20 protein-coding genes and 1 pseudogene are annotated in these 21,033 nt (G+C 70.8%); 11 read left to right on the top strand and 10 right to left on the bottom strand.

Going from position 1 to position 21,033, the window contains the following annotated elements; genetic code table 11:
• Nucleotides 1-23: 23 nt before the first annotated feature.
• The 4 genes from ABZU46_RS01240 to ABZU46_RS01255 all read right to left on the bottom strand — a co-directional run bounded on the left by ABZU46_RS01240 (nt 24) and on the right by ABZU46_RS01255 (nt 3,304).
• Entirely contained in the window at nt 24-1,196 is a 1,173-nt protein-coding gene (locus ABZU46_RS01240) for a S8 family serine peptidase (RefSeq protein WP_354854041.1), read from the bottom strand.
• Nucleotides 1,193-2,566, bottom strand: coding sequence for a hypothetical protein (locus ABZU46_RS01245; RefSeq protein ID WP_354854044.1), 1,374 nt, complete (start codon nt 2,564-2,566; stop codon nt 1,193-1,195). Before ABZU46_RS01245 ends, ABZU46_RS01240 begins: the two co-directional genes overlap by 4 nt.
• Nucleotides 2,563-3,021 (bottom strand): hypothetical protein, encoded by a 459-nt coding sequence (locus ABZU46_RS01250; RefSeq protein WP_354854047.1) that lies wholly within the window; start codon nt 3,019-3,021, stop codon nt 2,563-2,565. The genes ABZU46_RS01245 and ABZU46_RS01250 overlap by 4 nt, the downstream gene beginning before the upstream one ends.
• An 88-nt stretch (nt 3,022-3,109) precedes the next feature.
• Nucleotides 3,110-3,304 carry an acyl-CoA carboxylase subunit epsilon gene (locus tag ABZU46_RS01255; RefSeq protein ID WP_354854050.1) on the bottom strand — a complete coding sequence of 65 codons (195 nt, stop codon included), beginning with the start codon at nt 3,302-3,304 and terminating at the stop codon, nt 3,110-3,112.
• A gap of 90 nt (nt 3,305-3,394) precedes the next feature.
• Between ABZU46_RS01255 and ABZU46_RS01260 the strand changes: the two genes are divergently transcribed.
• Together ABZU46_RS01260 and ABZU46_RS01265 are read left to right on the top strand one after the other, a co-directional pair.
• The gene (locus tag ABZU46_RS01260; protein WP_354854052.1) at nt 3,395-5,416 is read left to right on the top strand and encodes a protein kinase; all 2,022 of its coding nucleotides are present in this window, start codon (nt 3,395-3,397) and stop codon (nt 5,414-5,416) included.
• Nucleotides 5,417-5,481: 65 nt separating this feature from the next.
• Entirely contained in the window at nt 5,482-5,733 is a 252-nt protein-coding gene (locus tag ABZU46_RS01265) for a hypothetical protein (RefSeq protein ID WP_234589102.1), read from the top strand.
• Between the two features lie 82 nt (nt 5,734-5,815).
• Here ABZU46_RS01265 and ABZU46_RS01270 read toward each other — a convergent pair whose 3' ends face one another.
• Together ABZU46_RS01270 and ABZU46_RS01275 are read right to left on the bottom strand one after the other, a co-directional pair.
• Complete coding sequence (locus tag ABZU46_RS01270) at nt 5,816-6,568, bottom strand: GH25 family lysozyme (protein WP_354854055.1); 753 nt, start codon at nt 6,566-6,568, stop codon at nt 5,816-5,818.
• A gap of 128 nt (nt 6,569-6,696) precedes the next feature.
• Complete coding sequence (locus tag ABZU46_RS01275) at nt 6,697-7,233, bottom strand: Uma2 family endonuclease (RefSeq protein ID WP_354854058.1); 537 nt, start codon at nt 7,231-7,233, stop codon at nt 6,697-6,699.
• Between the two features lie 96 nt (nt 7,234-7,329).
• On the opposite strand from ABZU46_RS01275, the gene ABZU46_RS01280 reads away from it, so the two are divergent.
• From ABZU46_RS01280 to ABZU46_RS01295, 4 genes are all read left to right on the top strand, one after another.
• A complete protein-coding gene (locus tag ABZU46_RS01280) occupies nt 7,330-8,073 on the top strand; it encodes a M50 family metallopeptidase (RefSeq protein ID WP_354854061.1) in 744 nt (247 codons plus the stop codon).
• Nucleotides 8,074-8,096: 23 nt separating this feature from the next.
• Entirely contained in the window at nt 8,097-9,080 is a 984-nt protein-coding gene (locus ABZU46_RS01285) for a 2-dehydropantoate 2-reductase N-terminal domain-containing protein (protein ID WP_354854064.1), read from the top strand.
• A 62-nt stretch (nt 9,081-9,142) separates the two neighbouring features.
• Nucleotides 9,143-9,643 carry a SigE family RNA polymerase sigma factor gene (locus ABZU46_RS01290; RefSeq protein ID WP_266248870.1) on the top strand — a complete coding sequence of 167 codons (501 nt, stop codon included), beginning with the start codon at nt 9,143-9,145 and terminating at the stop codon, nt 9,641-9,643.
• Nucleotides 9,636-10,502 (top strand): hypothetical protein, encoded by an 867-nt coding sequence (locus ABZU46_RS01295; protein ID WP_354854067.1) that lies wholly within the window; start codon nt 9,636-9,638, stop codon nt 10,500-10,502. The genes ABZU46_RS01290 and ABZU46_RS01295 overlap by 8 nt, the downstream gene beginning before the upstream one ends.
• A 100-nt stretch (nt 10,503-10,602) precedes the next feature.
• Here the strand turns inward: ABZU46_RS01295 and ABZU46_RS01300 are convergent, their stop codons facing one another.
• Complete coding sequence (locus tag ABZU46_RS01300; protein ID WP_234589112.1) at nt 10,603-12,186, bottom strand: acyl-CoA carboxylase subunit beta; 1,584 nt, start codon at nt 12,184-12,186, stop codon at nt 10,603-10,605.
• A gap of 85 nt (nt 12,187-12,271) precedes the next feature.
• On the opposite strand from ABZU46_RS01300, the gene ABZU46_RS01305 reads away from it, so the two are divergent.
• Both ABZU46_RS01305 and ABZU46_RS01310 read left to right on the top strand, forming a co-directional pair.
• Nucleotides 12,272-13,147 (top strand): biotin--[acetyl-CoA-carboxylase] ligase, encoded by an 876-nt coding sequence (locus ABZU46_RS01305; protein ID WP_354854070.1) that lies wholly within the window; start codon nt 12,272-12,274, stop codon nt 13,145-13,147.
• Between the two features lie 185 nt (nt 13,148-13,332).
• Nucleotides 13,333-13,905, top strand: a complete 573-nt coding sequence (locus tag ABZU46_RS01310; protein ID WP_354854073.1) for a PH domain-containing protein — start codon at nt 13,333-13,335, stop codon at nt 13,903-13,905.
• A gap of 42 nt (nt 13,906-13,947) precedes the next feature.
• Here ABZU46_RS01310 and ABZU46_RS01315 read toward each other — a convergent pair whose 3' ends face one another.
• From ABZU46_RS01315 to ABZU46_RS01325, 3 genes and pseudogenes are all read right to left on the bottom strand, one after another.
• Nucleotides 13,948-14,631, bottom strand: a complete 684-nt coding sequence (locus tag ABZU46_RS01315) for a MaoC/PaaZ C-terminal domain-containing protein (protein ID WP_354854076.1) — start codon at nt 14,629-14,631, stop codon at nt 13,948-13,950.
• The gene (locus ABZU46_RS01320) at nt 14,628-15,344 is read right to left on the bottom strand and encodes a GtrA family protein (protein ID WP_354854302.1); all 717 of its coding nucleotides are present in this window, start codon (nt 15,342-15,344) and stop codon (nt 14,628-14,630) included. The genes ABZU46_RS01315 and ABZU46_RS01320 overlap by 4 nt, the downstream gene beginning before the upstream one ends.
• A 63-nt stretch (nt 15,345-15,407) precedes the next feature.
• Nucleotides 15,408-16,248: pseudogene (locus tag ABZU46_RS01325) on the bottom strand (GtrA family protein).
• Between the two features lie 136 nt (nt 16,249-16,384).
• Between ABZU46_RS01325 and ABZU46_RS01330 the strand changes: the two are divergent.
• The 3 genes from ABZU46_RS01330 to ABZU46_RS01340 all read left to right on the top strand — a co-directional run bounded on the left by ABZU46_RS01330 (nt 16,385) and on the right by ABZU46_RS01340 (nt 21,008).
• Nucleotides 16,385-18,229: a phosphoenolpyruvate carboxykinase (GTP) gene (locus ABZU46_RS01330; protein ID WP_354854079.1), complete on the top strand. Its 1,845-nt coding sequence runs from the start codon at nt 16,385-16,387 to the stop codon at nt 18,227-18,229.
• A 37-nt stretch (nt 18,230-18,266) separates the two neighbouring features.
• Entirely contained in the window at nt 18,267-19,127 is an 861-nt protein-coding gene (locus ABZU46_RS01335; RefSeq protein ID WP_354854082.1) for a hypothetical protein, read from the top strand.
• A gap of 738 nt (nt 19,128-19,865) precedes the next feature.
• Nucleotides 19,866-21,008, top strand: coding sequence for a geranylgeranyl reductase family protein (locus tag ABZU46_RS01340; protein ID WP_354854085.1), 1,143 nt, complete (start codon nt 19,866-19,868; stop codon nt 21,006-21,008).
• Nucleotides 21,009-21,033: the final 25 nt, after the last annotated feature.

Genomic DNA, 21,033 nt, shown 5'->3' on the forward strand with positions numbered 1-21,033 from the left:
TCGATCAACGCGCCCCGGCTCGATCAGCGACTGATTCTGGGCGGCGGATCATCACCGCGCCGCCGACGCCGCGCCACCAGCGCCCATCCGACCGCGACGGCCACGATCACGGCGAGAGTGGCCAGGCCGCGAGCTGTCGCGCCATCACCGCCCTCACCAGGCCGATCGCCGGCCGCCGCGGTCGAGCCAGTCGCGGCCGGAGCGCTCACCGACTCAAACCCCAACGGGGGTACGTCTGCCGTCAGCGCTGCCACAAGATCGATCACGCCATACCCGTACTCGTCGTCCCGGCCTGGCGGACCCTTGTCGATGGCCGTGGCCGTAAGCCGATGGGCTACCTCCTGGGCCGGCAGGTAGGGGTACTTCGACCTGATCAACGCCGCCGCCCCAGCCACAATCGCCGTCGCGTCGGAAGTGCCTGTGCCTTTGCGGTACTTGCCGTTAATGCTCGTGCTGTAAATGTCGACTGCAGGTGCAACAACGTCAATGTCTGGCCCGGTCACGGAGATATCAGCATGAGTGCCATCCCGGCCTATCCCTCCAACCGCGATGACTCCATCCTCTGATGCTGGGTACCCAACCTTGGTATCGTCCGGCTTATTGCCGGCAGCGGCGACCAGCACGATATTCGCGGCGAGTGCTGCTTTGATGGATCGTTGCAACGGGATACCGGCACCGCCGACCGAAGATATGCAGATCACATCAGCGCCTTGGCGAACAGCATAATCAATGCCGGCGGCCAAGGCGTCCGCCTCCCCTTGGCCGTCGGTAGGAGTATCGCGGATCGGGAGTATCTTTGCATCGGGAGCTAGTCCCAAGGCACCCAAAGTGCCTCCTTGTCCGTGGGCTGCGATCAAGCCTGCCATGCCGGTGCCGTGGCTATTCTGGTCATTCTGGCCATCGCCGTTACCGTCTGGGACAATATCGATCCCACGAAGCAGGTTGTTCCGCAAATCAGGGTGCGGTTGAACTCCCGTATCTGGAACTGCGACGATTACCCCCGCACCGTGTGTGATCTGTTGCGCGTCGGAAGCTCTGAGGTATTCCAAATGCCATTGATCCGCCCGGACCCGTTCGGCCTCGCTGGGTTCGCTGTTCGGCTGGCCAGGGCTGCCTCTCGTAGGTAACGCTGTTGGTGCGATTAGCGACAGAAGAGCGGCAAATGCTGTCAGGCTCTGCCGGCTGAAGTGTTTCACCGATCGAGGCCGATGGCCGGTCCTGGGTCAGGTGGGCCAGGCTCCTCCGGCGAACGAACAACAGGGTTGACGCCCTGGTCGGTCTTCCATGGATGGTCGGGATCCCAGGCGTGCCCCTCTTCTTCATATCCGTTTTTAGCGGGACGGCCAGGGGGGTAGCTTGTGCCGTAATTGCCGCTTGTACCAGGGGCGCCACCGATAGGCGAGAAGGCGTGTCCTCCGGCCGCACTACGGCCACTGCCCGGCCGCGAGCCGGCACCGCCGGTCGGCGTGGTGCCGGCACCGCCACCGCCTATTACGCCGCCGATCGGATTAACCTTCCGCGTTGGATTCCCAGCGGACGCAGGCGAGCCGAGTCCGGAGCCAGGCGTACCACCGATAAGGCCGTTAGTTGGCGTCGATCGGGCCTGCGGGGCCGTCGGAACTCGGGAAACGCCCTTGGCCGCTCCGCTCGCGGACCGCCCGATAGCGTCGGTTTGCCCTTGCGGCGGCACCTGCGGCGGAACGAGAGAGCTGGGTGGTAGTGAAGGTGCCGTCCCGAAGCCCGTCGCCGGTATGTTCGGTGTAACTCCCGATAACCCTCCGTTTGGCAGTGCTGGTGCAACGCCAGCACCAGCACTGCCAAGTACTGGCCCCACGGCGGCTGTCTGAACGGGATGCGAGCTGCCAGCTGGATTTGGCGAGGGTGGGCGGACGGCTGTGTCGGGGGCGATTGGCACTGGAACAATCGGCGGAATCGTCGGTCCGGTGCTGGCATCGTAAGCGTCTGTGCTGGAGGGGTCTCGCCTAAACCTCGGGGGTGGCGGCGGGGGTTTTTGGAGGGTGGCTTGGGCTTGTTGGAGTTCGCCGCTGAGGTTGAACATCATGGCCCGCGCCTGCACGTTCAGCCGTTCCAGGTCGCTGTCTGTCACCGGTGACTCGACGACCCGGTTGCCCATGATCGCTTTGGGGTCGGCGGCTGTGGCGTCGTACGCCTGCTTCTGCTGGAGCTTGGTCGCGTACTCCTCGTGGATTTTGCGAAGCTCGGCGCGGGTGGTGCCGATGGCCTGGGTGGCGGCGGACAGCGCGGTGTAGTTCGCGGCGGCGGCGTCGTGGGTGTGCCGCACCTTGGCGATCAGGTCGTCGAGTTGGGCGAGGTACGTGCCGGAGGCGGCGCTGGTTTCCGGGGGCCACGTTTCGGCGAGCCCGCGCCGGTACTCCTGGAGCCGGCCGAGGTGGATCTGGGCCAGGTCGCAGACCTTGCGCCACCCAGCGACCTGTTTCCAGTGGTTGGTGGTGTCGTGGTCCTGGAGGCACGCCCACATGCTGTTGACGTCCATCAGGTGCCAGTCGGTCTGGCCGGAGGTGCGGCCGCCACCTCGTTCGATCATGGCAGGACCACCGGCCTCTGGCTCTCGGGACCGGTGGGGTCGGTCAGCGTCGGCGTCCGGCCGCCGGGCAGGACGGTGCCGGGGTCGGCGAGGGCCCGCTGAACGTCCACGGCGCGGGCGGCGGAGAAGGCGTCGCTGTCGGCGTACTGGGTGGCGACCCGGTCGGCGACGGCGGCGAGGTGGCCGGTTGCGCCCCGGACGGCGTACACCATGTCGGCGGTGGCCTGCTGCGTCTCGTGGTGGGCGTGCAGGAAGGTGACCAGCTCGATGAACGCGTCGCAGGGGTTGGGCACCTTCGCGGACATGTCGTCGGCGATGTACGACAGGTGGGGCGCGTAGTTGCGTTCGACCTCGGCGGCGAGCCGGTCGGCGAACTCGCGGAGCTGGCGGATGTCGGCCTCGATGCCGCCGTAGCTGTGCAGCCAGGGCGCCGGCTGGTCCTCTTCGGGGATCATCGATCCTCCCTATCCGTCACGGCACCGTTTCCCTGAGTGAGGTTAACGGCTGGACGCCCACTCTGGCAGCCCCCGCGTGGCGGGTCGGTCAGCGGGGAAGGCCGGAGGCGCGCCAGGTGTCGGGGCGGGCCGGTCGGCCGCTGCGGGCCCACGCGGACGCGGTCAGTGGCGCGGGGGCGGCGGCCGGGCGGGACCGCACGATGACCGCACCGACCAGAGCGGCCAACTCGTCGGCGGTGGGCACGCCGCGAACGACCCGGAACAGCGGCTCTTCGGCAGACATGCCGCCAGGGTACGCGGCTCGAAGTCACGGGAAGCGAACAGTGGCGTGCCGGCGGTGTGAGCGTCGGCGGCTCCGGGTACCGTCTCAGCGATGTCGAACGCGCTCCCCCAACTCGTCGCTGACCGATACCGGCTTCTGTCGCCGCTCGGCCAGGGCGGCATGGGTCGGGTGTGGAAGGCGCGCGACGAGGTGTTGCACCGCGACGTCGCCATCAAGGAGTTGGTGCCGCCCCCCGGCCTCACCGACGAAGAACGCCGCGAGATGCGGGAGCGTTCGCTGCGCGAGGCGCGGGCCATCGCCCGGCTCAACAACGTCAACGTGGTACGCATCTTCGACGTCCTGCGCACCGATGGCGACCCGTGGATCGTCATGGAGTACGTGGCGTCGAGGTCTCTGCAGGACACCCTCGCCGAGGACGGGCCGGTGTCGGTGGCCCGGACCATCGAGATCGGTCTCGGCGTGCTGGGTGCCCTCAACGCGGCCCATAAGGCGGGCGTCATGCACCGCGACGTCAAGCCGGGCAACGTGCTGCTGGGCGACGACGGCCGGGTCGTGTTGACCGATTTCGGTCTCGCCACGATCCCCGGCGACCCGAACGTCACCCGCACCGGCATGGTGCTCGGTTCGCCCGCGTACATCTCGCCGGAGCGGGCCCGCGAGGGCACCGCCGGGCCGGAGGCCGACCTGTGGTCGCTGGGGGCGACGCTCTACGCGGCGGTCGAGGGCAAGTCGCCGTACGCGCGGCCGTCCGCGATCGCCACGCTTGCCGCGCTGGCCACCGAGCCGATGCCGCCGCCGAAGAACGCCGGCCCGCTCAAGGCGGTCCTCACCGGGCTGCTTCAGAAGGACCCGAACGAGCGGATCACCGCCGAGGTGGCCGAGCGGCTGCTGCGCCGCGCCGGAGGCAAGCGGGCACGGGGGATCTCACTGCTCGATGGCGTACGCCGGCCGGGGCCGAACGGTCCACGCGAACCGCGCCCGCCGCTCGTGCCGGCGCCGCGCCCCGCCGAGGAGAGCGCCGCCCGCCCGGTGTCGCCGCCTGCGCCGCGTACCCCGCCGCCGGTCGCCGCGGCCGCGGCCGGGCCGGCAGCGGTCGACGCCTCGCCGACGGAGGTCGTGCCGGCCGACGCCGACCCGACGGCGGCGGTGCCGGCCGAGCCGACCGCGACTATCGACCGTCCGGCCACGTCCGACGCCGACCCGACCGCGACGGTGGCGGCCGCCGACGACAACCCCGACGACGGTACGACGGAGCCCGACGACGAGCCGACGGCCGTCGACGAGCCGACGGCCGTCGACGAGCCGACGGCCGTCGACGGGCCGCCGGTGGCGCCGGAGCAGCGCAAACCGTCGGCCCCGACGTCGGTCATGCCGCCGGTGAGTCCGGCCGGGCGCGCGGCGGTGCCGGTGTTCGACGGTACGAAGCCGACCAACACCCGCCGGAACGTCCTGATCGGTGCGCTGGTGGCCCTGCTGCTGGTCGGCCTCGTGGTGATCGTGCCGATGCTGACCAAGGGCGACGACAACGAGAGCCCGCAGGCCGACGCGACGACCGGGGCGGCCGCGTCGTCGGCCCCGGCGCAATCCTCCGCTCCGGCGGCGCCTGCACCCACCACGGGCGCACCGAGTGCGACGCCCTCGGCCACGCCGTCGGCCGACCCGAACGCGCTGCCGGCGGGTTGGAAGCTGCACAAGGACCCGGCGGGTTTCTCCCTGCCGATCCCCGACGGATGGGTCCGCAGGCAGCCCGACGGCAACACGGTCGTCTTCGACGAGGCCAACGGGCCGGGCGAGCTGCTCGTGCAGTGGACGCCGACGCCGAAGAAGGACGCGTACGCGGACTGGAAGAGCATCGAAGGCGGCCGAAAAAACGAAGTCAAGAACTACCAGTACATCAACATCACGCACTGCAACTTCTGGAAGACCTGCGCGGACTGGGAGTGGCTGGAGACCCGGGACGGTACGCGGATCCACGTCCGTAACCGCGGGTTCGTGACGGCCACCAACCGGGGTTACGCCCTGCGGTGGGAGATCGCGGAGAAGGACTGGCAGGCCAACCTGCCGAACTTCGACCGGATCGCCAAGGGCTTCGTGCCCGACCGCCAGGACTGAAACTCATTCGCATGACCTTGCGTCGTCCGGGGTAATTGACCTTCGACGACGGAAGGAGGTACGACATGGGTTACCGACGGAGGGACGCCAAGCCCCGGCTGGCACTGTGGATGCTCGTCGCGTTCGGCGACGCGGTCCTGTTGCTGGTCGCTGCGGGGGTTCCGGCGTTCATCGCACTGCTCAGTGTCGTGACCGTGGCCGTCTGCGGGGTGGGCGCCTGGCGGCTGAGCCGGCGGGGAGCGCTTGCTCCCGAGGAGGCTCGGGCGCAGGCCCTGAGCGAGACCCAGATGCCGGCCCTGAGCCGTCGGCGGGCCTGACCCGTACGCGGTGGCGTGGCGGCAGCCGGACCGATTGTCGACCGTGAGGTGACCGTCGATCCCGCTGCCGCCAACCGCCCGATCAGGTGTTGTTGGCCAGCGCGATCAGTCGGCTCCGGTCACCGTTCCAGTAGTTGCGGTCCACGTTGCCGCTGATCCCGGAGACGGCGCCGCTGCTGGTGTACTGCCAGAAGCTCCACACCGGCGCACCGGCCGGCAGGGCGCCCGGCGTGCTCGACCAGCGGGCCAGCCAGAGCGGGTGGTTGGCCCACGGGCCGGTCCAGCTGCCCGTGCACTGGTTCCACCAGCTGGTGGTGGTGTAGATGACCGCGTACCGGCCGGTGCGGGACCGGTAGGTGTTCAGGAAGTCCTGCACCCAGTTGCGCATCCCCGTGGTGCTCAGCCCGTAGCAGTAGCCCCCGCTGTACGGGTTGGCCTCGATGTCCAGCGCCGCCGGCAGGGTGCGGCTGTCGGCCGACCAGGCGCCCCCGTTGGACGCCAGGTAGTTGGCCTGGGTCGAGCCGGCGGAGATGTTGGGCCGGGCGAAGTGGTACGCCCCGCGGATCACCCCGGCGTTGTACGCGTTGACGTAGTTCGCGTTGAAGCTCGGGTCCTTGTAGCTGGTCCCCTCGGTTGCCTTGATGAAGGCGAACTCGATGCCCGCGTTGCGGACGCTGGTCCAGTTGATGCTGCCCTGGTAGTTGGACACGTCGACGCCGGCGGTGGTGGCCGCCGCCGCCGGGCCGGCGGTCGCAACGAGGGTCGCCGCCGCGGCGGCGAGGACGGTGAGGCCGGCCGCGAGCGCGCGGCGCAGCGATGATCGGGTACGGGCCATGAGTGCCTCCAGGGACGCTGGTCTATTGACGCCCATCTTTGGAGGTAAGTGCCCTTGATCGCAAGAGCTGTCGAGGAAACTTTCATCGACGACTGTCGGTGGTCTCTGGCGATTGCGCTGGGAACGGATCAGCGCAGCGTGGCCGGGTCGAGCTGCAAGCGGAAGGGCTCGGCCACGGTCAACGTCTCGCCGGCCTTGGCGACCTGGTCCTCGACGTAGTGCTCGCCGTCCAGCCGGTAGAGCCGCAGCGAGTGACCGTCGCCGTCCTGCTCGACCAGCAGGTACCAGGGGATTCCCGCGATGGCGTAGAGCTGCATCTTGAGCAGGCGATCGGCAGCCGCATTGCCGGGCGGCAGGACCTCGCCGACGAGGACCACCTCAACGGCCTCCACCGCGGTGCCCTCGTCGTCGGTGTCGGCGACGACCAGGTCCGGGATGGCGATCCGGTCCACCCCGAGCCTGACGTTGACCGCTCTGAAAACCGCGAGGCCAGCGGCAGCACGCTCGACGTGGTTCGCCAGTCGACGTGAGACCAACTGATGCCGCTTGCTCGGGACCGGGCTCACCAGCAGGCTCCCGTCGAGCAGTTCGATCCGGTCCGGGGTCTCACCGAGGGCAAAATAATCGTCCTCGGTCCAGGGGCCGAGGTGGTGCTCCAAGGACACCAATCCTCCGGCTTCGCTTGTCATCCGATCAGTTTCGAGCGTGACGAGCCGGTGCCTCGGGAACGACACGGAACGCCGCCGGTAGGCTCGCGCCCCATGATGTCGATCGACGGGCTGGGCGAGAAGTGGGACACGCTGTTCGGCGCTCAGCCGGACCCGCCCCCGCTGCTGGTGCTGATAACCGCCGCAGTCGCGCTGGTGGTGGTGTCCACCCGGCTGCCGTGGCGGATCGCCCGCAACGCCATCACCATTGCGCACGAAGGCGGGCACGCGCTTGTCGCCCTGCTCACGGGCCGTAAGCTGCGCGGCATCCGGCTGCACTCGGACACCTCCGGCCTGACGCTCTCCGCCGGTCGGCCCACCGGGCCGGGCATGATCCTCACGCTGCTCGCCGGCTATGTCGCCCCGCCGCTGGTCGGGCTGGCCGGCGCGTGGCTGCTCGGCGGCAACCGGATCACGCTGCTGCTCTGGGTGGCGGTGGCGCTGCTGCTCGCCATGCTGGTCATGATCCGCAACGCCTTCGGCGTGGTGTCGCTGCTGGTCACCGGGGCGCTGGTGCTCGCCGTCTCGTGGTACGCCACGCCGCAGGTGCAGGCCGCGTTCGCGTACACCGGGGTGTGGTTCCTGCTGCTGGGCGGGGTGCGGCCGGTGGTGGAGCTGCAACGGCTGCGCTCCCGCGGCCGGATGCCCGCCTCCGACGCCGACCAGCTCGCCGGGCTGACCCCGTTCCCGGCGTTCTTCTGGGTGGTCCTCTTCGCCCTGGTCAACCTGGCCGCCCTGGTCGCCGGCGCGCTTCTGCTCACCGGCTCCATCCTCACCGACGCCGGCCTGACGCTCTGACCCTGCCGGGGCAGAATGAGGCCATGCGATACGTGATCATCGGGGCGGGCGCGGTCGGCGGGACCATCGGCGTACGGCTGGCACAGGCCGACCGGGACGTGACCCTGGTGGCGCGCGGCGCGCACCTGGACGCGATCCGGGAGCGCGGTCTGACGCTGCGGCAGCCCGACGGCGACGTGACCGCCCGGCTGGCTGCCGTCGACGGCCCGGGCGACCGACCGTTGCCGGCCGACACGGTGCTGGTGCTCACCGTCAAGTCGCAGGACACCGAGGCCGCGCTGGCGACGTGGGTGGACGCGCCGGTCGCCGGTGGCGGCACGGCCGGCGAGCGGCTGCCACTGGTCACCGCGCAGAACGGGGTGGCGAACGAGCGGGCCGCCCTGCGGCTCTTCGCCGACGTGCACCCGATCTGCGTCTGGCTGCCGGCCACCCACCTCGACCCGGGCGTGGTGGTGGCCAACGGGCACCCGCACCCCGGGATGCTCCACATCGGCCGGTACCCGGGCGGCGCCGACGACGCCGACCGGGCGATCGCCGCCGACCTGACCGCCGCCGGCTTCGTCGCGCCGGTGCGCGAGGACGTGCTGCGCTGGAAGTACGGCAAGCTGCTCAGCAACCTCGGCAACGGCCTCCAGGCGTTGCTCGGGCAGGACATCCCGGACGCGTTGGCCGAGCGGGTACGCGCCGAGGGCGTCGCCGCGCTCGCCGCCGCGCGCATCCCGCACACCTCCCCGGACGAGGAGAAGGCCGAACGCGGCGACCTGGTCCAGCAGCGCCCGGTCGACGGCGCGGGCCGCTCCGGTGGATCCACCTGGCAGAGCCTCGCCCGGGGCGCCGGCTCGACCGAGGTCGACCACCTCAACGGAGAGATCGCGCTGCTCGGCCGGCTGCACGGCGTACCGACGCCGGCCAACGTGGCCGTGCAGCGGGCGGTACGGCGGGCCACCCGGGAGCGGATCGCGGCCGGCGCGTTCCCGCTCGCCGAGCTGGAGAAGATGATCGCCTGACCGGGGCAACCGGCGGCCGTGCCCGGCGCGTGTTCCCTGCGACCGACACGGGGAGGTAGCGGGTGCCGGACGTCGACGGGTTCGACGAGTTCTACCGGGGGAGTCGACAACGGCTGCTCGGTTTCGTCTACGCCCTCACCGGCGACCGGGTCGAGGCCCAGGACGCGGTGCAGGAGGCGTACATCCGGGCGTGGCAGCGCTGGTCGACGATCAGCGGGTACGACGACCCGGAGGCGTGGGTGCGGGTGGTGGCCAGCCGTATCGCGGTCAGCCGCTGGCGCAGCCTGCGCAGTCGCGCCCGCGCGTACCTGCGCCACGGGGCGACCGAGACCGTGCCCGGGCCGGGCACCGACACGGTCGAGGTGGTCGCCGCGCTGCGTCGACTGCCCGAGGAGCAGCGCACCGCCATCGCCCTGTACTACCTGATGGGCATGCCGGTCGCCGAGGTGGCGCGGGAGACCGCCGCCCCGGTGGGCACGGTCAAGGCCCGACTCTCCCGGGGGCGTACCGCGCTCGCCGGTCTGCTCGCCGTCTCTGATCTGGAGGAGGCAACCGATGCGTGACGACGACCTGGCATTCGTCGAACGGGTCCACCGGGACCTACGTGACGTCAGGTGGCCGGAGCCCGAGGAGATCCGGGCGACCGCCCGCAGGCGTAGGCGTCGCACTGTCGCGTTGGCGGCGGTCGCGGTGCTCGCGGCGGTGACCGGCCCGGCGTACGCCATGACGGAACGCACGTCGGCTCCGCCGACTGCTGCCTTGCCTGCGGCGACGCAGAGCCCCGCCCGGGCGGAGATCCCACTTGACTCCCTGCTGACTGTCACCGAGGTGCCGGTGAAGAGCGCCGTGCAGCTCGGCGAAGCCGGCCTCGGTGAGGCCGTCCGGTTGGACCCGACGCTGCAGAGGTGCGGCGACGACCGGGGCGTGCCTGGGGTTCCCGCGTACTCCCGTTACTCGCGGTCGCAGACCCTGTTGTCGCCGACGAAGGACGGCGCCGCGCCGGTGCGGGTCGAACTCAGCCAAGACGTCTACCGCCTCGATCCGCTGGTGGGCGCGCGAGTCTTCACTCATCTGAGGGCGCTGCTCGACGCCTGCCCCGAGTGGCATCTCGCCGAGTCCATCGTGGTGGCGGGCGAGACGACGCCGAACGAGAGCAAGCACGCCTGGGAGACGGCGGCGAGCAACTTCGCAGGTGACGAGTCGATTCTGGTGCGCCACGTGCCGTTCGCTCCCCGTGGCCCGGCCTCCGGAAGGACGCTGCAGCGCTCCAGGCCGTTCGGGATGACCGTCGTGGTCCGGGTAGGCGACCTGATCACGGTACTGGAGCCCAATCCGGACCTGGGCCTACGCGACGCGGATCTTGAGGCGCTGGGCCGCACGGCCGCCCGGCGAATGTGTGCCGCCGCGAACCCGGCCTGCTGACCCTTCTTGACCCGCACAACATCAGGGATGTCGCTGCCTCCCGGGGCCGGGAGGCACTTTCCCCGAAGTTGCGCGGACCAAGCGAGCAGGGCGTCGCGCCTCAGAGCGGGATGTTGCCGTGCTTCTTCGGCGGCAGGGTCTCGCGCTTCGTGCGCAGGACCCGTAGCGCCCGGACGATCTGGGTGCGCGTCTCGTGCGGCGGGATCACCGAGTCGACGTACCCGCGCTCGGCGGCCACGTACGGGTTGGCGAGGGTGTCCTCGTACTCGGCGATCTTCTCGGCCCGGACCGCCGCCGGGTCCTCGGCGCCGGCCAGCTCCGAGCGGTAGAGGATGTTGACCGCGCCCTGCGCGCCCATCACGGCGATCTGCGCGGTCGGCCAGGCGAAGTTCAGGTCCGCGCCGAGGTGCTTGGAACCCATCACGTCGTACGCCCCGCCGTACGCCTTGCGGGTGATCACGGTGACCTTCGGGACGGTCGCCTCGGCGTACGCGTAGATGAGCTTGGCGCCCCGGCGGATGATGCCGTCCCACTCCTGGCCGGTGCCGGGCAGGAAGCCGGGAACGTCCACGAAGGTCAGCACCGGGATGTTGAACGCGTCGCAGGTGCGCACGAACCGGGCGGCCTTCTCGCTGGCGGCGATGTCCAGGGTGCCGGCGAAGTGCATGGGCTGGTTGGCCACCACGCCGACCGGGCGTCCCTCCACCCGGCCGTAGCCGACCACGATGTTCTGCGCGTAGAGCGGCTGGACCTCCAGGAACTCCCCGTCGTCGAGGACGTGCTCGATGACGGTGTGGATGTCGTACGGCTGGTTCGCCGAGTCCGGGACGAGCGTGTCCAGCTCGCGGTCCTCGTCGGTGATCGTCAGGTCGGCGGGGGCCTCGAAGACGACCGGCTCGTCGAGGTTGTTCGACGGCAGGTACGACAGCAGGGCCTTGACGTAGTCGACCGCGTCGTCCTCGTCGGTGGCGAGGTAGTGCGCGTTGCCGCTGCGGGTGTTGTGCGTGCGGGCTCCGCCCAGCTCCTCCATGCCGACGTCCTCGCCGGTCACCGTCTTGATCACGTCGGGGCCGGTGATGAACATGTGCGAGGTCTGGTCGACCATCACGGTGAAGTCGGTGACGGCCGGGGAGTAGACCGCGCCGCCAGCGCAGGGCCCCATCACCAGCGAGATCTGCGGGATGACCCCGGACGCGCGGACGTTGCGGAAGAAGATCTCCCCGTACAGGCCGAGCGACACCACGCCCTCCTGGATGCGGGCGCCGCCGGAGTCGTTGATGCCGACGACCGGGCAGCCGATCTTCATGGCGAGGTCCATCACCTTGACGATCTTTTCGCCGAAGACCTCGCCGAGGGAGCCGCCGAAGACCGTGAAGTCCTGGGCGAAGACGCACACCTGCCGGCCGTCCACCGTGCCGTAGCCGGTCACCACGCCATCGCCGTACGGGCGGTTGCGCTCCAGCCCGAAGGCCGTGGACCGGTGCCGGGCCAGTTCGTCCAGCTCGACGAAGGAGCCCTCGTCGAGCAGCATCTCGATCCGCTCGCGGGCGGTCTTCTTGCCCCGGGCGTGCTGCTTCTCGACCGCACGCGCCGACCCGGCGTGCACCGCCTCGTCGACCCGGCGCTCCAGGTCCGCCAGCTTGCCCGCGGTGCTGTGGATGTTGGTCCCGGTCTCGGTAGTCACCCAGGGAATATAACGATGGTTCAGGTCGGTGCTGCTGTGCAGTACGCCTCAATACCTCCCGCGGTCACCGCCGTAGGCTGACGGGATGCCGGGCTCCCCGTACACCGATCTGGACCGACCGCCGCTGTCGGCGGCCCGGCTGCGGCGCGCGCTGGTCGCGCCGAACGGGCCGTGGGCCCGCCTGGAGCTGTACGCCGAGACCGGCTCCACCAACGCGGACGTGGCCGAGGCCGCCGCGGCGGGCGAGCCGGAGGGCCTGGTGGTGGTCGCGGAGCGGCAGACCGCCGGGCGCGGCCGGCGCGGCCGGGTCTGGCAGTCACCGCCGCGCGCCGGAATCGCCACCAGCGTGCTGCTGCGGCCCGGCGAGGCCGTGCCGGACCGCGGCTGGGCCGCGGTGCCGTCCACCGGGTACGGGTGGCTGCCGCTGCTCGCCGGCGTCGCGCTGGTCGAGGCGGTGGCCCGGTTGGCCGAGTTGGAGGCCGCCCTCAAGTGGCCCAACGACCTGCTCATCGGCGACGCCAAGTGCGCCGGCGTGCTGGCCGAGGCGGTGCCGGGGCGCTCCTCGGCCCAACCGCCGGCCATCGTCCTCGGCGTCGGCCTCAACGTGACCCTGCGCGCCGACGAGTTGCCGGTGAACCCGACCGGGCTGCCGGCCACCTCGCTGCAACTGGCCGGTGCGGCGGCCACCGACCGGGATCCGCTGCTGCGGGCTCTGCTGCGGGCACTGGCCGACTGGTACGACCGCTGGCGTGCCGCCGGTGGGGACGCCGTGGCCAGCGGCCTGCGCGACGCCTACCTGGCGGCCTGCGCGACGATCGGCCGCGAGGTACGCGTCCTGCTTCCCGGCGGCGACGACCTGACCGGCACCGCCACCGGTGTGGACAACGACGGCCAGCTCCAGCTCACCACCCCCACCGGAACCCGCGTCGTCGCCGCAGGAGACGTGCTCCACCTGCGCTAACCCGCCCCGCGCCCTCCGCCCCCGCGATCGTGCGGTCTCTGTCGTGGCGTGACGGTCTCAGGCCGTGTGACGGCGACCGAAAGTGCAAGATCGCGCAAGGTGGAGTGGGGCCGCGTGGCGGATGTTGTGGCGGGGCTTGGGGGGTTTACGGTCGGCGCGTCGAGTAAAAGGCGTTGGAGGTTGTCGTGGCGTTTCCCGAAGACGTGCTCACGAAGGACGAGCACGTCGTGCTGCACCTGCACCCGCACTGGAAGGCGCTGATCCGGCCGATCGCGGTGCTGGTGCTGGCCATCGCCGCGGTGGTGGTCGGCGTGCTCCTGCTGCCCGAGAGCAGCGGTGGTTCGATCGCGCTGGCCGTGATCGGGGTGATCGCCCTGGTCGCGGTCCTCTGGCTCGGTCTGTGGCCGTTCCTGGTCTGGCGTACCACCCACTACCTGTTCACCAACGAGCGTGTGCTGTTGCAGCAGGGTGTCTTCTCCCGGGACCGGCGGGACCTTCCGCTCACCCGGATCAACGACCACTCGATGAACCAGCACTTCTTCGAGCGGCTGCTCGGCTGCGGCACCCTCACGATCGAGTCAGCTGGTGAACGCGGCCAGTCGGTGCTCGCCGACGTGCCGGGTGTCAGCCGGGTGCAGACCACCCTCTACGAGCTGGTCGAGGCGCAGCACGACAAGCACTCGCTGGGCGACGGGGAGATGCGCGACATCCTCGCCGACATGCGTGAGGGCAAGCCGCTGCGCGACACCACGACCTGATCGCGATCCGCGCTGACCGTCCCGGCCCGAGCGCCGGGGCGGTCAGGCGCGTTGTTCGACCACGGGCCCTGCGGCCGCCGACGGCCGTCCGGCCTCGGACGGCCCGCCCTTCGACGACGCGGCCTCGGCTGGCCCGCTCTCCGACGGTCCGGCCTCCGCCGCTCCGGCCTCGGCTGGTCCGCTTTCCGGCGGGCCGGTCTCGCCTGGTGTGGCCTCGGGGTTCGTCTCGACCGGGCGTAGCGCGAACCAGCCACGGAAGCGGGTCCGCAGCACCTCCTGATCGGGCCGGTTGTCCGGGCCGAGGCGGAGCATGGTGCCGGTGAGGATGACGGTGCCGAGCCCGGGGCGGGCGTCCGACGGGCGGGCGCCCATCACGTCGACCCGGACGGCGAGACGGTCCCCGGCGCGTACCGGGGCGAGCCACCGCAGCTCCTCCAGACCGGGGGAGGCGTCCGCCGCCGCGCGGGACAGCAGGTGATCGACGTACGCCCGCATGAACAGGCTGACCGTGTAGAAGCCGCTGGCGATCACACCGCCGTGCCGACTGGCCTCGGCCAGCTGTGGGTCGACGTGGTACCACTGCGGGTCGAAGCGACGAGCGAAGGCCAGCATCTCGTCGCCGTCCACGGTGACCGTCCCGAGATCGACGGTGAGCCCCGGGACGAGATCCTCGAAGAACAGCTCGGCGGGCGCCCCGGTGCCGGAGCGGATGGCGGGAGGCGTCACCGGCGGGGCGCGCGACGGGTGCCGGCGTGCAGCTCCGCGGCGAGTTCCGCGTCCAGGTCAGCGGGGAGGCCGGCGGTCATCGGTGTGGGCCGTTGCTGGGCGGGAGCCGCGCCGGTCGGGCCGGGCGTCGCGTCGGGGCGATCGCTGGACTCCGCCTCTTCCAGCTCGGAGACGGATTCGGCCAGCTCGGCGACCGGGTCCATCTCGGCCATGGTGTCCCACTCGTCGCGCGGGATGTCATGCCAGGTGGGGTCGGCCTTCGTCTCGTCCTCGGCCGGCGAGACGGGCTGGAAGACGAAGGACCGGTACGACCAGAACCGGAACAGCGTGGCCAGCAGAACGCCGGCGGTCTTCGCCACGTTCAGCCCCAGCAGACCGTGCACGCCGAGCCCGTACTTGGCCGCGGCCACGGCACCCAGTTCGATGAGCAGGCCGGCCCCGTTGAACAGGAAAAACAGGACGTACTCCCGACGAAGCGCCGATTTCGGGCGATCCCGGTACGTCCAGTGGCGATTCATCAGATACGACGTGATCGTTGCGACGACGGTCGCGATCACGGTCGCCTTCAACTGACCGTTGACGAAAACGGTAAGTGCAAGGACATTGAACACCGCGTAATTGATGACGGTGTTGATGCCGCCGACGATGCCGAATTTGAGCGCCTCGTGGATGAACTTCTGCCAACGCTCAGGCAGCAGACGGACAAGACGCATGCGAAACACCTTAGGGCAGTCGGTGAAGCCGGCGATCACCGGCCGGACGAGGTGGGCGGCAGGTCACGCACCGTGGTCTCGGTCGTGCTCCGCCTGCGGAACGGTCGGAGTTCCCGCTTCGACGAAGACGAACCGCCGGTAGGACCAGAATCGGAACAGTGTCCCGAGGCCCGTGCCGACGACGAAGCTGGCGATGTTGTCGGCCAGTTGCGTCTGGAACACGCCCGGCCAGATGCTGCCGAGCCCGTACCGGCTGATCGCGAGGCAGGCCACCGCGATGCCGAGGCCGACGGCGTTGAAGAAGAAGAACAGCGCGTACTCCCGCGCAGGGTTGCTGCGCTGGCGGTGCCGCCAGGTCCAGAACCGGTTGCCGAGGAAGGCGAAGGTCGCCGCGAGCACGGTCGAGATCGTCTTCGCCGTCAGCTGCTCCATGCCGCGCGCGGTGGTCAGGTAGTTGAAGAGCGCGAAGTCGATGAGGAAGGCGATCCCGCCCACGGTGGCGAACTTGCTCAGCTCGCGCACGAGGTGACCGAAACGGTCGAGCAGCCCGCGGACCAGACCCGGTCGGGTCTGCCGGGGACCCGGTTGCTCCCCGGTCATCGTGGCGGCCACGGGACGAGCCTACCGGCTGTCGGCCAGTCGGCGGGGTAGCAACGGCGACCGGACATCGTCGCTCGTGCCGGCCCTTTCGCCCGGTACGCCGCAGTTGAACGCAGCGTGACCAGAGGGGAGGACTGACGCGCCCCGGAACGGGAATCCCCGCACCGGTCGGCCGGGCGGGTTGGCGGCCCGACCGCCAAGCGCGTCGACCGGGGTGCACGACAAGATTTGCGTGAAACTGCGCAGGAAAGCGGGTATCAGATCGTGATGCCGCAGCGTGGCCGTACCTTGTGCAGTTCTTCACAACCAGTCCCACTGACTCGGAAGGCTGCCCGGTTTACGCTGAGGCCAATCCCAGGTTTCCACGAAGGCGGCGCATGGCGTCGCTGACACTCGTGCATCCCATAGATCGGTCAGCGTCGACCACAAGGAGATGTGTCATGGTTGCTCCGGCTGTAGTGCGGGGTATCGATCAGGCCCCGACGTCCCATCCGAAACTGCTTGCCTGGGTCCGTGAGGTCGCGGAACTGACCACCCCCGACCGGGTCGTGTGGGTGGACGGGTCGGACGAGGAGTGGCGTCGCCTCACCGATGAGCTGGTCGAGGCCGGCACCCTCATCCGGCTGAACCCGGAGAAGAAGCCGAACTCGTTCTACGCGCGCACCGACCCGACGGACGTCGCCCGGGTCGAGGAGCGCACCTACATCTGCTCTGTCGACGAGGCGGACGCCGGCCCCACCAACAACTGGATGGCGCCGGCCGAGATGAAGCGGACGATGAACGAGTTGTACCGCGGCTCGATGCGCGGGCGCACCATGTACGTCATCCCCTTCGTGATGGGCCCGGTCGAGGCCGAGAGCCCGATGTTCGGCGTCGAGATCACCGACAGCCCGTACGTGGTCGCGTCCATGCGCATCATGACCCGGATGGGCGCGAAGGTCCTCGACGCGATGGGGGACGACGCGGACTTCGTGCACGCGTTGCACTCGATCGGCGCGCCGCTCGCCCCCGGTCAGCAGGACGTGGCGTGGCCGTGCAACGAGACCAAGTACATCTCGCACTTCCCGGAGACCCGGGAGATCTGGTCCTTCGGCTCCGGCTACGGCGGCAACTCGCTGCTCGGCAAGAAGTGCTACTCGCTGCGGATCGCCAGCGTGATGGGCCGGGACGAGGGCTGGCTCGCCGAGCACATGCTCATCCTCAAGATCACCTCCCCCGAGGGCAGGGTCCACCACATCGCCGGCGCCTTCCCGTCCGCGTGCGGCAAGACCAACCTGGCCATGGTGGAGCCGACCATCCCGGGTTGGAAGGTCGAGACGATCGGCGACGACATCGCCTGGATGCGGTTCGGCCCGGATGGCCGGCTCTACGCGGTCAACCCGGAGTACGGCCTCTTCGGCGTCGCGCCCGGCACCGACTGGAAGACCAACGCCAACGCCATGCGCACCCTGGACCGGGGCAACTCCGTCTTCACGAACGTCGGCCTCACCGACGACGGTGACGTCTGGTGGGAGGGCATGGGTGAGCCGCCCGCGCACCTGATCGACTGGAAGGGCAACGACTGGACGCCGGACAGCGACGGCCTGTCCTCGCACGCGAACAGCCGGTTCTGCACCCCGATCACCCAGTGCCCGATCCTCGCCGACGAGTACTTCGACCCGAACGGCGTGCCGATCGACGCGATCCTCTTCGGCGGACGCCGCAAGGACACCGTCCCGCTGGTGACCGAGGCCCGCGACTGGGTGCACGGCGTCTACATGGGCGCCACGCTCTCCTCGGAGACGACCGCCGCCGCGTCCGGCGCCGTCGGCGTGGTTCGGCGGGATCCGATGGCGATGCTGCCGTTCATCGGCTACCACGCCGGTGACTACTTCCGGCACTGGATCGAGATGGGCAAGGGCGCCGACGGCGACGAGGCGAAGCTGCCGAAGATCTACTACGTCAACTGGTTCCGCAAGGACCCGGACGGCTCGTTCCTCTGGCCGGGCTTCGGGGAGAACTCCCGGGTGCTCAAGTGGGTCGTCGAGCGGATCGAGGGCACGGCCGACGCGGTGGAGACCCCGGTGGGCATGGTGCCGACCGCCGACGCGCTCGACGTCGAGGGCCTGGACATGACCCCGGAGGACGTCCGGATCGCGCTGAAGGTCGACCCGGAGGAGTGGCGCAACGAGCTGCCCCTGATCACCGAGTGGTTCGAGAAGTTCGGTGACAAGCTGCCCGGCGTGCTCTGGGCCGAGTTGGACGCGCTGCGCGCCCGCCTGGATGCCGTACAGCCGCAGCGCTAGGTGTGAACATCGCCCGCCGCGGGCAACAAGGAATCCCATGAGGACGGCCGCCGAGACCGAGGTCCGGCGGCCGTCCGCCGTCCGGGTGCTCACCTTCCTGCTCGCGACGACGGCGGCGGCCACCGTCGTGGTCGAGCTGCTCAACTGGTGGTACGCCCCGGAGCAGGGCTTCGGCCTGGCCGTGCGCACCGGTTGGGCGATGCTGCGCTCGTTCGGTTTCCTGCTGCTGATCGGGCACGTCCGCCGGGGCCGCACGGTGGCCCGTCCCTTCGGGCTGATCCTCGGGGTCACCACGATCTTCGCCGTCGGCCGGCTGATCGTGCCCCGGCAGGGGGTGCCGCCGCTGCCCGGGCTGCTCGGCTTCGGCGTGCTCACCGCGCTCTGTGTGGCGGTGGTGTGGATGCTCTACCGCTCGTCGGCGCTCGCTGGGCATCTCGTCCGGCACCGGCCGCGGCTCGTCATCGACAAGGCCGGCATCTCCTGGCGGGAGACCCCGCCGCGTCGGCCGCAGGCCAGCGGTTGGCTGCTGACCAGCCGAGTCGCGGCGTTCACCTACAGCCCGCTGATGCTGGTGCCGGCGCTGGTGGCCGGAGGCGCGATCCTGGACGACCGTCTGTCCGCCGTACCGGCCGTGCTGTTCTGGTTCGGCGCCGGCATCGCGGCCAGCTACGCGGTGCTGTTCTGCACCGCGTTCCTGATGCGCGGCAAGGACTGGGCACGCGGCCTGCTCGTCGTCGTCACGCTGGCCGTCCTGGCCGTGGACCTGCCACTGTGCTGGTGGCTGCTGGGCGTGGACGGCCTGATCCGCGACGGCGCCCCGCTGCTCGCCGCCGCCGCGCTGGCCCTGTACGGCCTGCGCCGGGCGGCCCGCGCCCCAGACGCCGCCGCCCCGGTCTGAGAGCCCGGCAGACTAAGCCCCGGGTTCGAGCGGTGCGCGACCTGAGAGGGGGTTGGCAGGCACTGTCGAGCTGCCCCGGATATGGACCGGCTATATCCGTACCCCGTGCATGCCGATCCGGCAGTGGCGGGGATCTGGCGCCTGGGTGGGCGGCGGGCGTGGCTCCGGCCGTGATCGACTCGGGATCGCCGAAGTCGGGGTGATCGGGCGACGTGGACACCCCGATATCGGCGATCCCGAGTCGATCAATGCCTGACGTCAGCCATCGGAGCCACTCTGCCCCACCAACGGGGCAGCTCGACAGGCAACGCAGCAGGCGGCGAGGGGGTGGCACTCCGGACTCGCCGCTCCAGGCGTCCGCTTCGTCGCCACCGTTTTGTGGCCGTCGCTGCGGGGCTGCCAGTTAGTGGCCGCGCGACCGTCGCCGCCGGTCTGGGGCCGTCGGTCTCGGGCCGCCGGTCTGGGGCCGCTGGTCTGGGGCCTGTCGGTCTGGGGCCGCCGGGTCGTGGCCGCGCGACCGTGACCGCCGGTTCGTGGCTGCCTTCGGGGCTTGGGGTGTTCGGCTCGGCGAGGTCGTCCGGCTTCGGTGCGGCCCGGCCGTGCGGCAGCGGTGCGGGCGGCCGGGCAGGGGGCAGGATGGCGGGTGATGTCGGTCACCGTGGCCGGTGTCGACGGCCCAGGTGATCGCCGGGCGGGACGGGTACGAGCCGCGCCGCCCCGGTCGGAGGGAGGCGCGCGGTGAGCGACGAGTTCGACGTGGTGGTGGTGGGGGCGGGGCCGGCCGGGGCGGCCGCGGCGCTGACGGCGCGCCGGGCGGGCGCCAGTGTCTTGCTGCTGGACCGGGCCGACTTTCCCCGGGACAAGGCCTGCGGCGACGGGATCGCCGCGCACTCGGTGGACGTGCTCGCCGAGCTGGGCGTGACCGAGGCGGTGGCCGGCTACGCCGCGCTGCCCGCGCTGCGGATGGTCTCCCCGGGCGGCCAGGCGGTCGCTCGGGCGCTGCCCCGGCCGGCGTACACCGTGCCTCGGGAGGTCTTCGACGCGCGGCTGGTGGCGGCTGCGGTGGCAGCCGGCGCGCAACTGCGCCGGCACAGCGTCCGCCGGGTCCAGCCGCGCTCCGACCGGGTGGTGCTCGACGGGGAGCTGTCCGGCCGGGTGGTGGTGGGAGCGGACGGCGCCGGGTCGGTGGTGCGCCGAGCCCTCGGCCACCCGGTGAACCCCGACCGGCACCTGGCACTGGCCATCCGGGGTTACGCCCCGGCGTTGCCCGGCCCACCCGAGCAGCTCATCGTCACCTCGAAGGCACGCTGGCCGGCGTACGCCTGGTCGTTCCCGATCGGCGACGGGCGGGCGAACGTCGGGTACGGGGAGGTGCTGCGCGGCGAGCCTCTGAGCCGGGCGTACCTGCTGGACCGGCTGGCCGCGCTGCTGCCCGGCACCGACCTGTCGACGGTGACCGCGCTGCGCGCCCATCATCTGCCGCTGTCCACGCACCGGCCGGCACCGGGCCGGGACCGCACCCTGCTGGCCGGCGACGCCCTGTCGCTGATCAACCCGTTCACCGGTGAGGGCATCTTCTACGCGCTGCTCTCCGGTGCGCTGGCCGGTGCCGCGGCGGCCCGTGCGCCCGAGGCGGCGGCGCGTCGCTACGCCGTTGGCCTGCGTCGTCGCCTCGGCACCCATCTGCGGCACAGCTCGGTCGCCGCATGGTTGGCACGACGGCGGCGGGTGGTCGACGCGGCGGTCCGGGCGGCCCGCCGGGACGACCGCGTGTTCGACGATGTGGTCGAGCTGGGACTCGGCGACGGGCGGCTCACCGCCCGTACGCTGGGCATGATCGGCATCGAACTGTCCGGCGGGGATCGGCCTCCGAAGGGGTGATCCCGCTGGCGGGTCGCTACGCTGC

Source organism: Micromonospora sp. NPDC005197 (assembly GCF_040608295.1).
Taxonomy (GTDB): Bacteria; Actinomycetota; Actinomycetes; order Mycobacteriales; family Micromonosporaceae; genus Micromonospora.

What these genes read in the sequence shown, in the direction of transcription:
- ABZU46_RS01245 (WP_354854044.1), bottom strand. Translation starts at nt 2,566, where the DNA reads ATGATCGAACGAGGTGGCGGCCGCACCTCCGGCCAGACCGACTGGCAC.
- ABZU46_RS01250 (WP_354854047.1), bottom strand. Translation starts at nt 3,021, where the DNA reads ATGATCCCCGAAGAGGACCAGCCGGCGCCCTGGCTGCACAGCTACGGC.
- ABZU46_RS01255 (WP_354854050.1), bottom strand. Translation starts at nt 3,304, where the DNA reads ATGTCTGCCGAAGAGCCGCTGTTCCGGGTCGTTCGCGGCGTGCCCACC.
- ABZU46_RS01260 (WP_354854052.1), top strand. Translation starts at nt 3,395, where the DNA reads ATGTCGAACGCGCTCCCCCAACTCGTCGCTGACCGATACCGGCTTCTG.
- ABZU46_RS01265 (WP_234589102.1), top strand. Translation starts at nt 5,482, where the DNA reads ATGGGTTACCGACGGAGGGACGCCAAGCCCCGGCTGGCACTGTGGATG.
- ABZU46_RS01270 (WP_354854055.1), bottom strand. Translation starts at nt 6,568, where the DNA reads ATGGCCCGTACCCGATCATCGCTGCGCCGCGCGCTCGCGGCCGGCCTC.
- ABZU46_RS01280 (WP_354854061.1), top strand. Translation starts at nt 7,330, where the DNA reads ATGATGTCGATCGACGGGCTGGGCGAGAAGTGGGACACGCTGTTCGGC.
- ABZU46_RS01285 (WP_354854064.1), top strand. Translation starts at nt 8,097, where the DNA reads ATGCGATACGTGATCATCGGGGCGGGCGCGGTCGGCGGGACCATCGGC.
- ABZU46_RS01295 (WP_354854067.1), top strand. Translation starts at nt 9,636, where the DNA reads ATGCGTGACGACGACCTGGCATTCGTCGAACGGGTCCACCGGGACCTA.
- ABZU46_RS01305 (WP_354854070.1), top strand. Translation starts at nt 12,272, where the DNA reads ATGCCGGGCTCCCCGTACACCGATCTGGACCGACCGCCGCTGTCGGCG.
- ABZU46_RS01320 (WP_354854302.1), bottom strand. Translation starts at nt 15,344, where the DNA reads ATGCGTCTTGTCCGTCTGCTGCCTGAGCGTTGGCAGAAGTTCATCCAC.
- ABZU46_RS01330 (WP_354854079.1), top strand. Translation starts at nt 16,385, where the DNA reads ATGGTTGCTCCGGCTGTAGTGCGGGGTATCGATCAGGCCCCGACGTCC.
- ABZU46_RS01335 (WP_354854082.1), top strand. Translation starts at nt 18,267, where the DNA reads ATGAGGACGGCCGCCGAGACCGAGGTCCGGCGGCCGTCCGCCGTCCGG.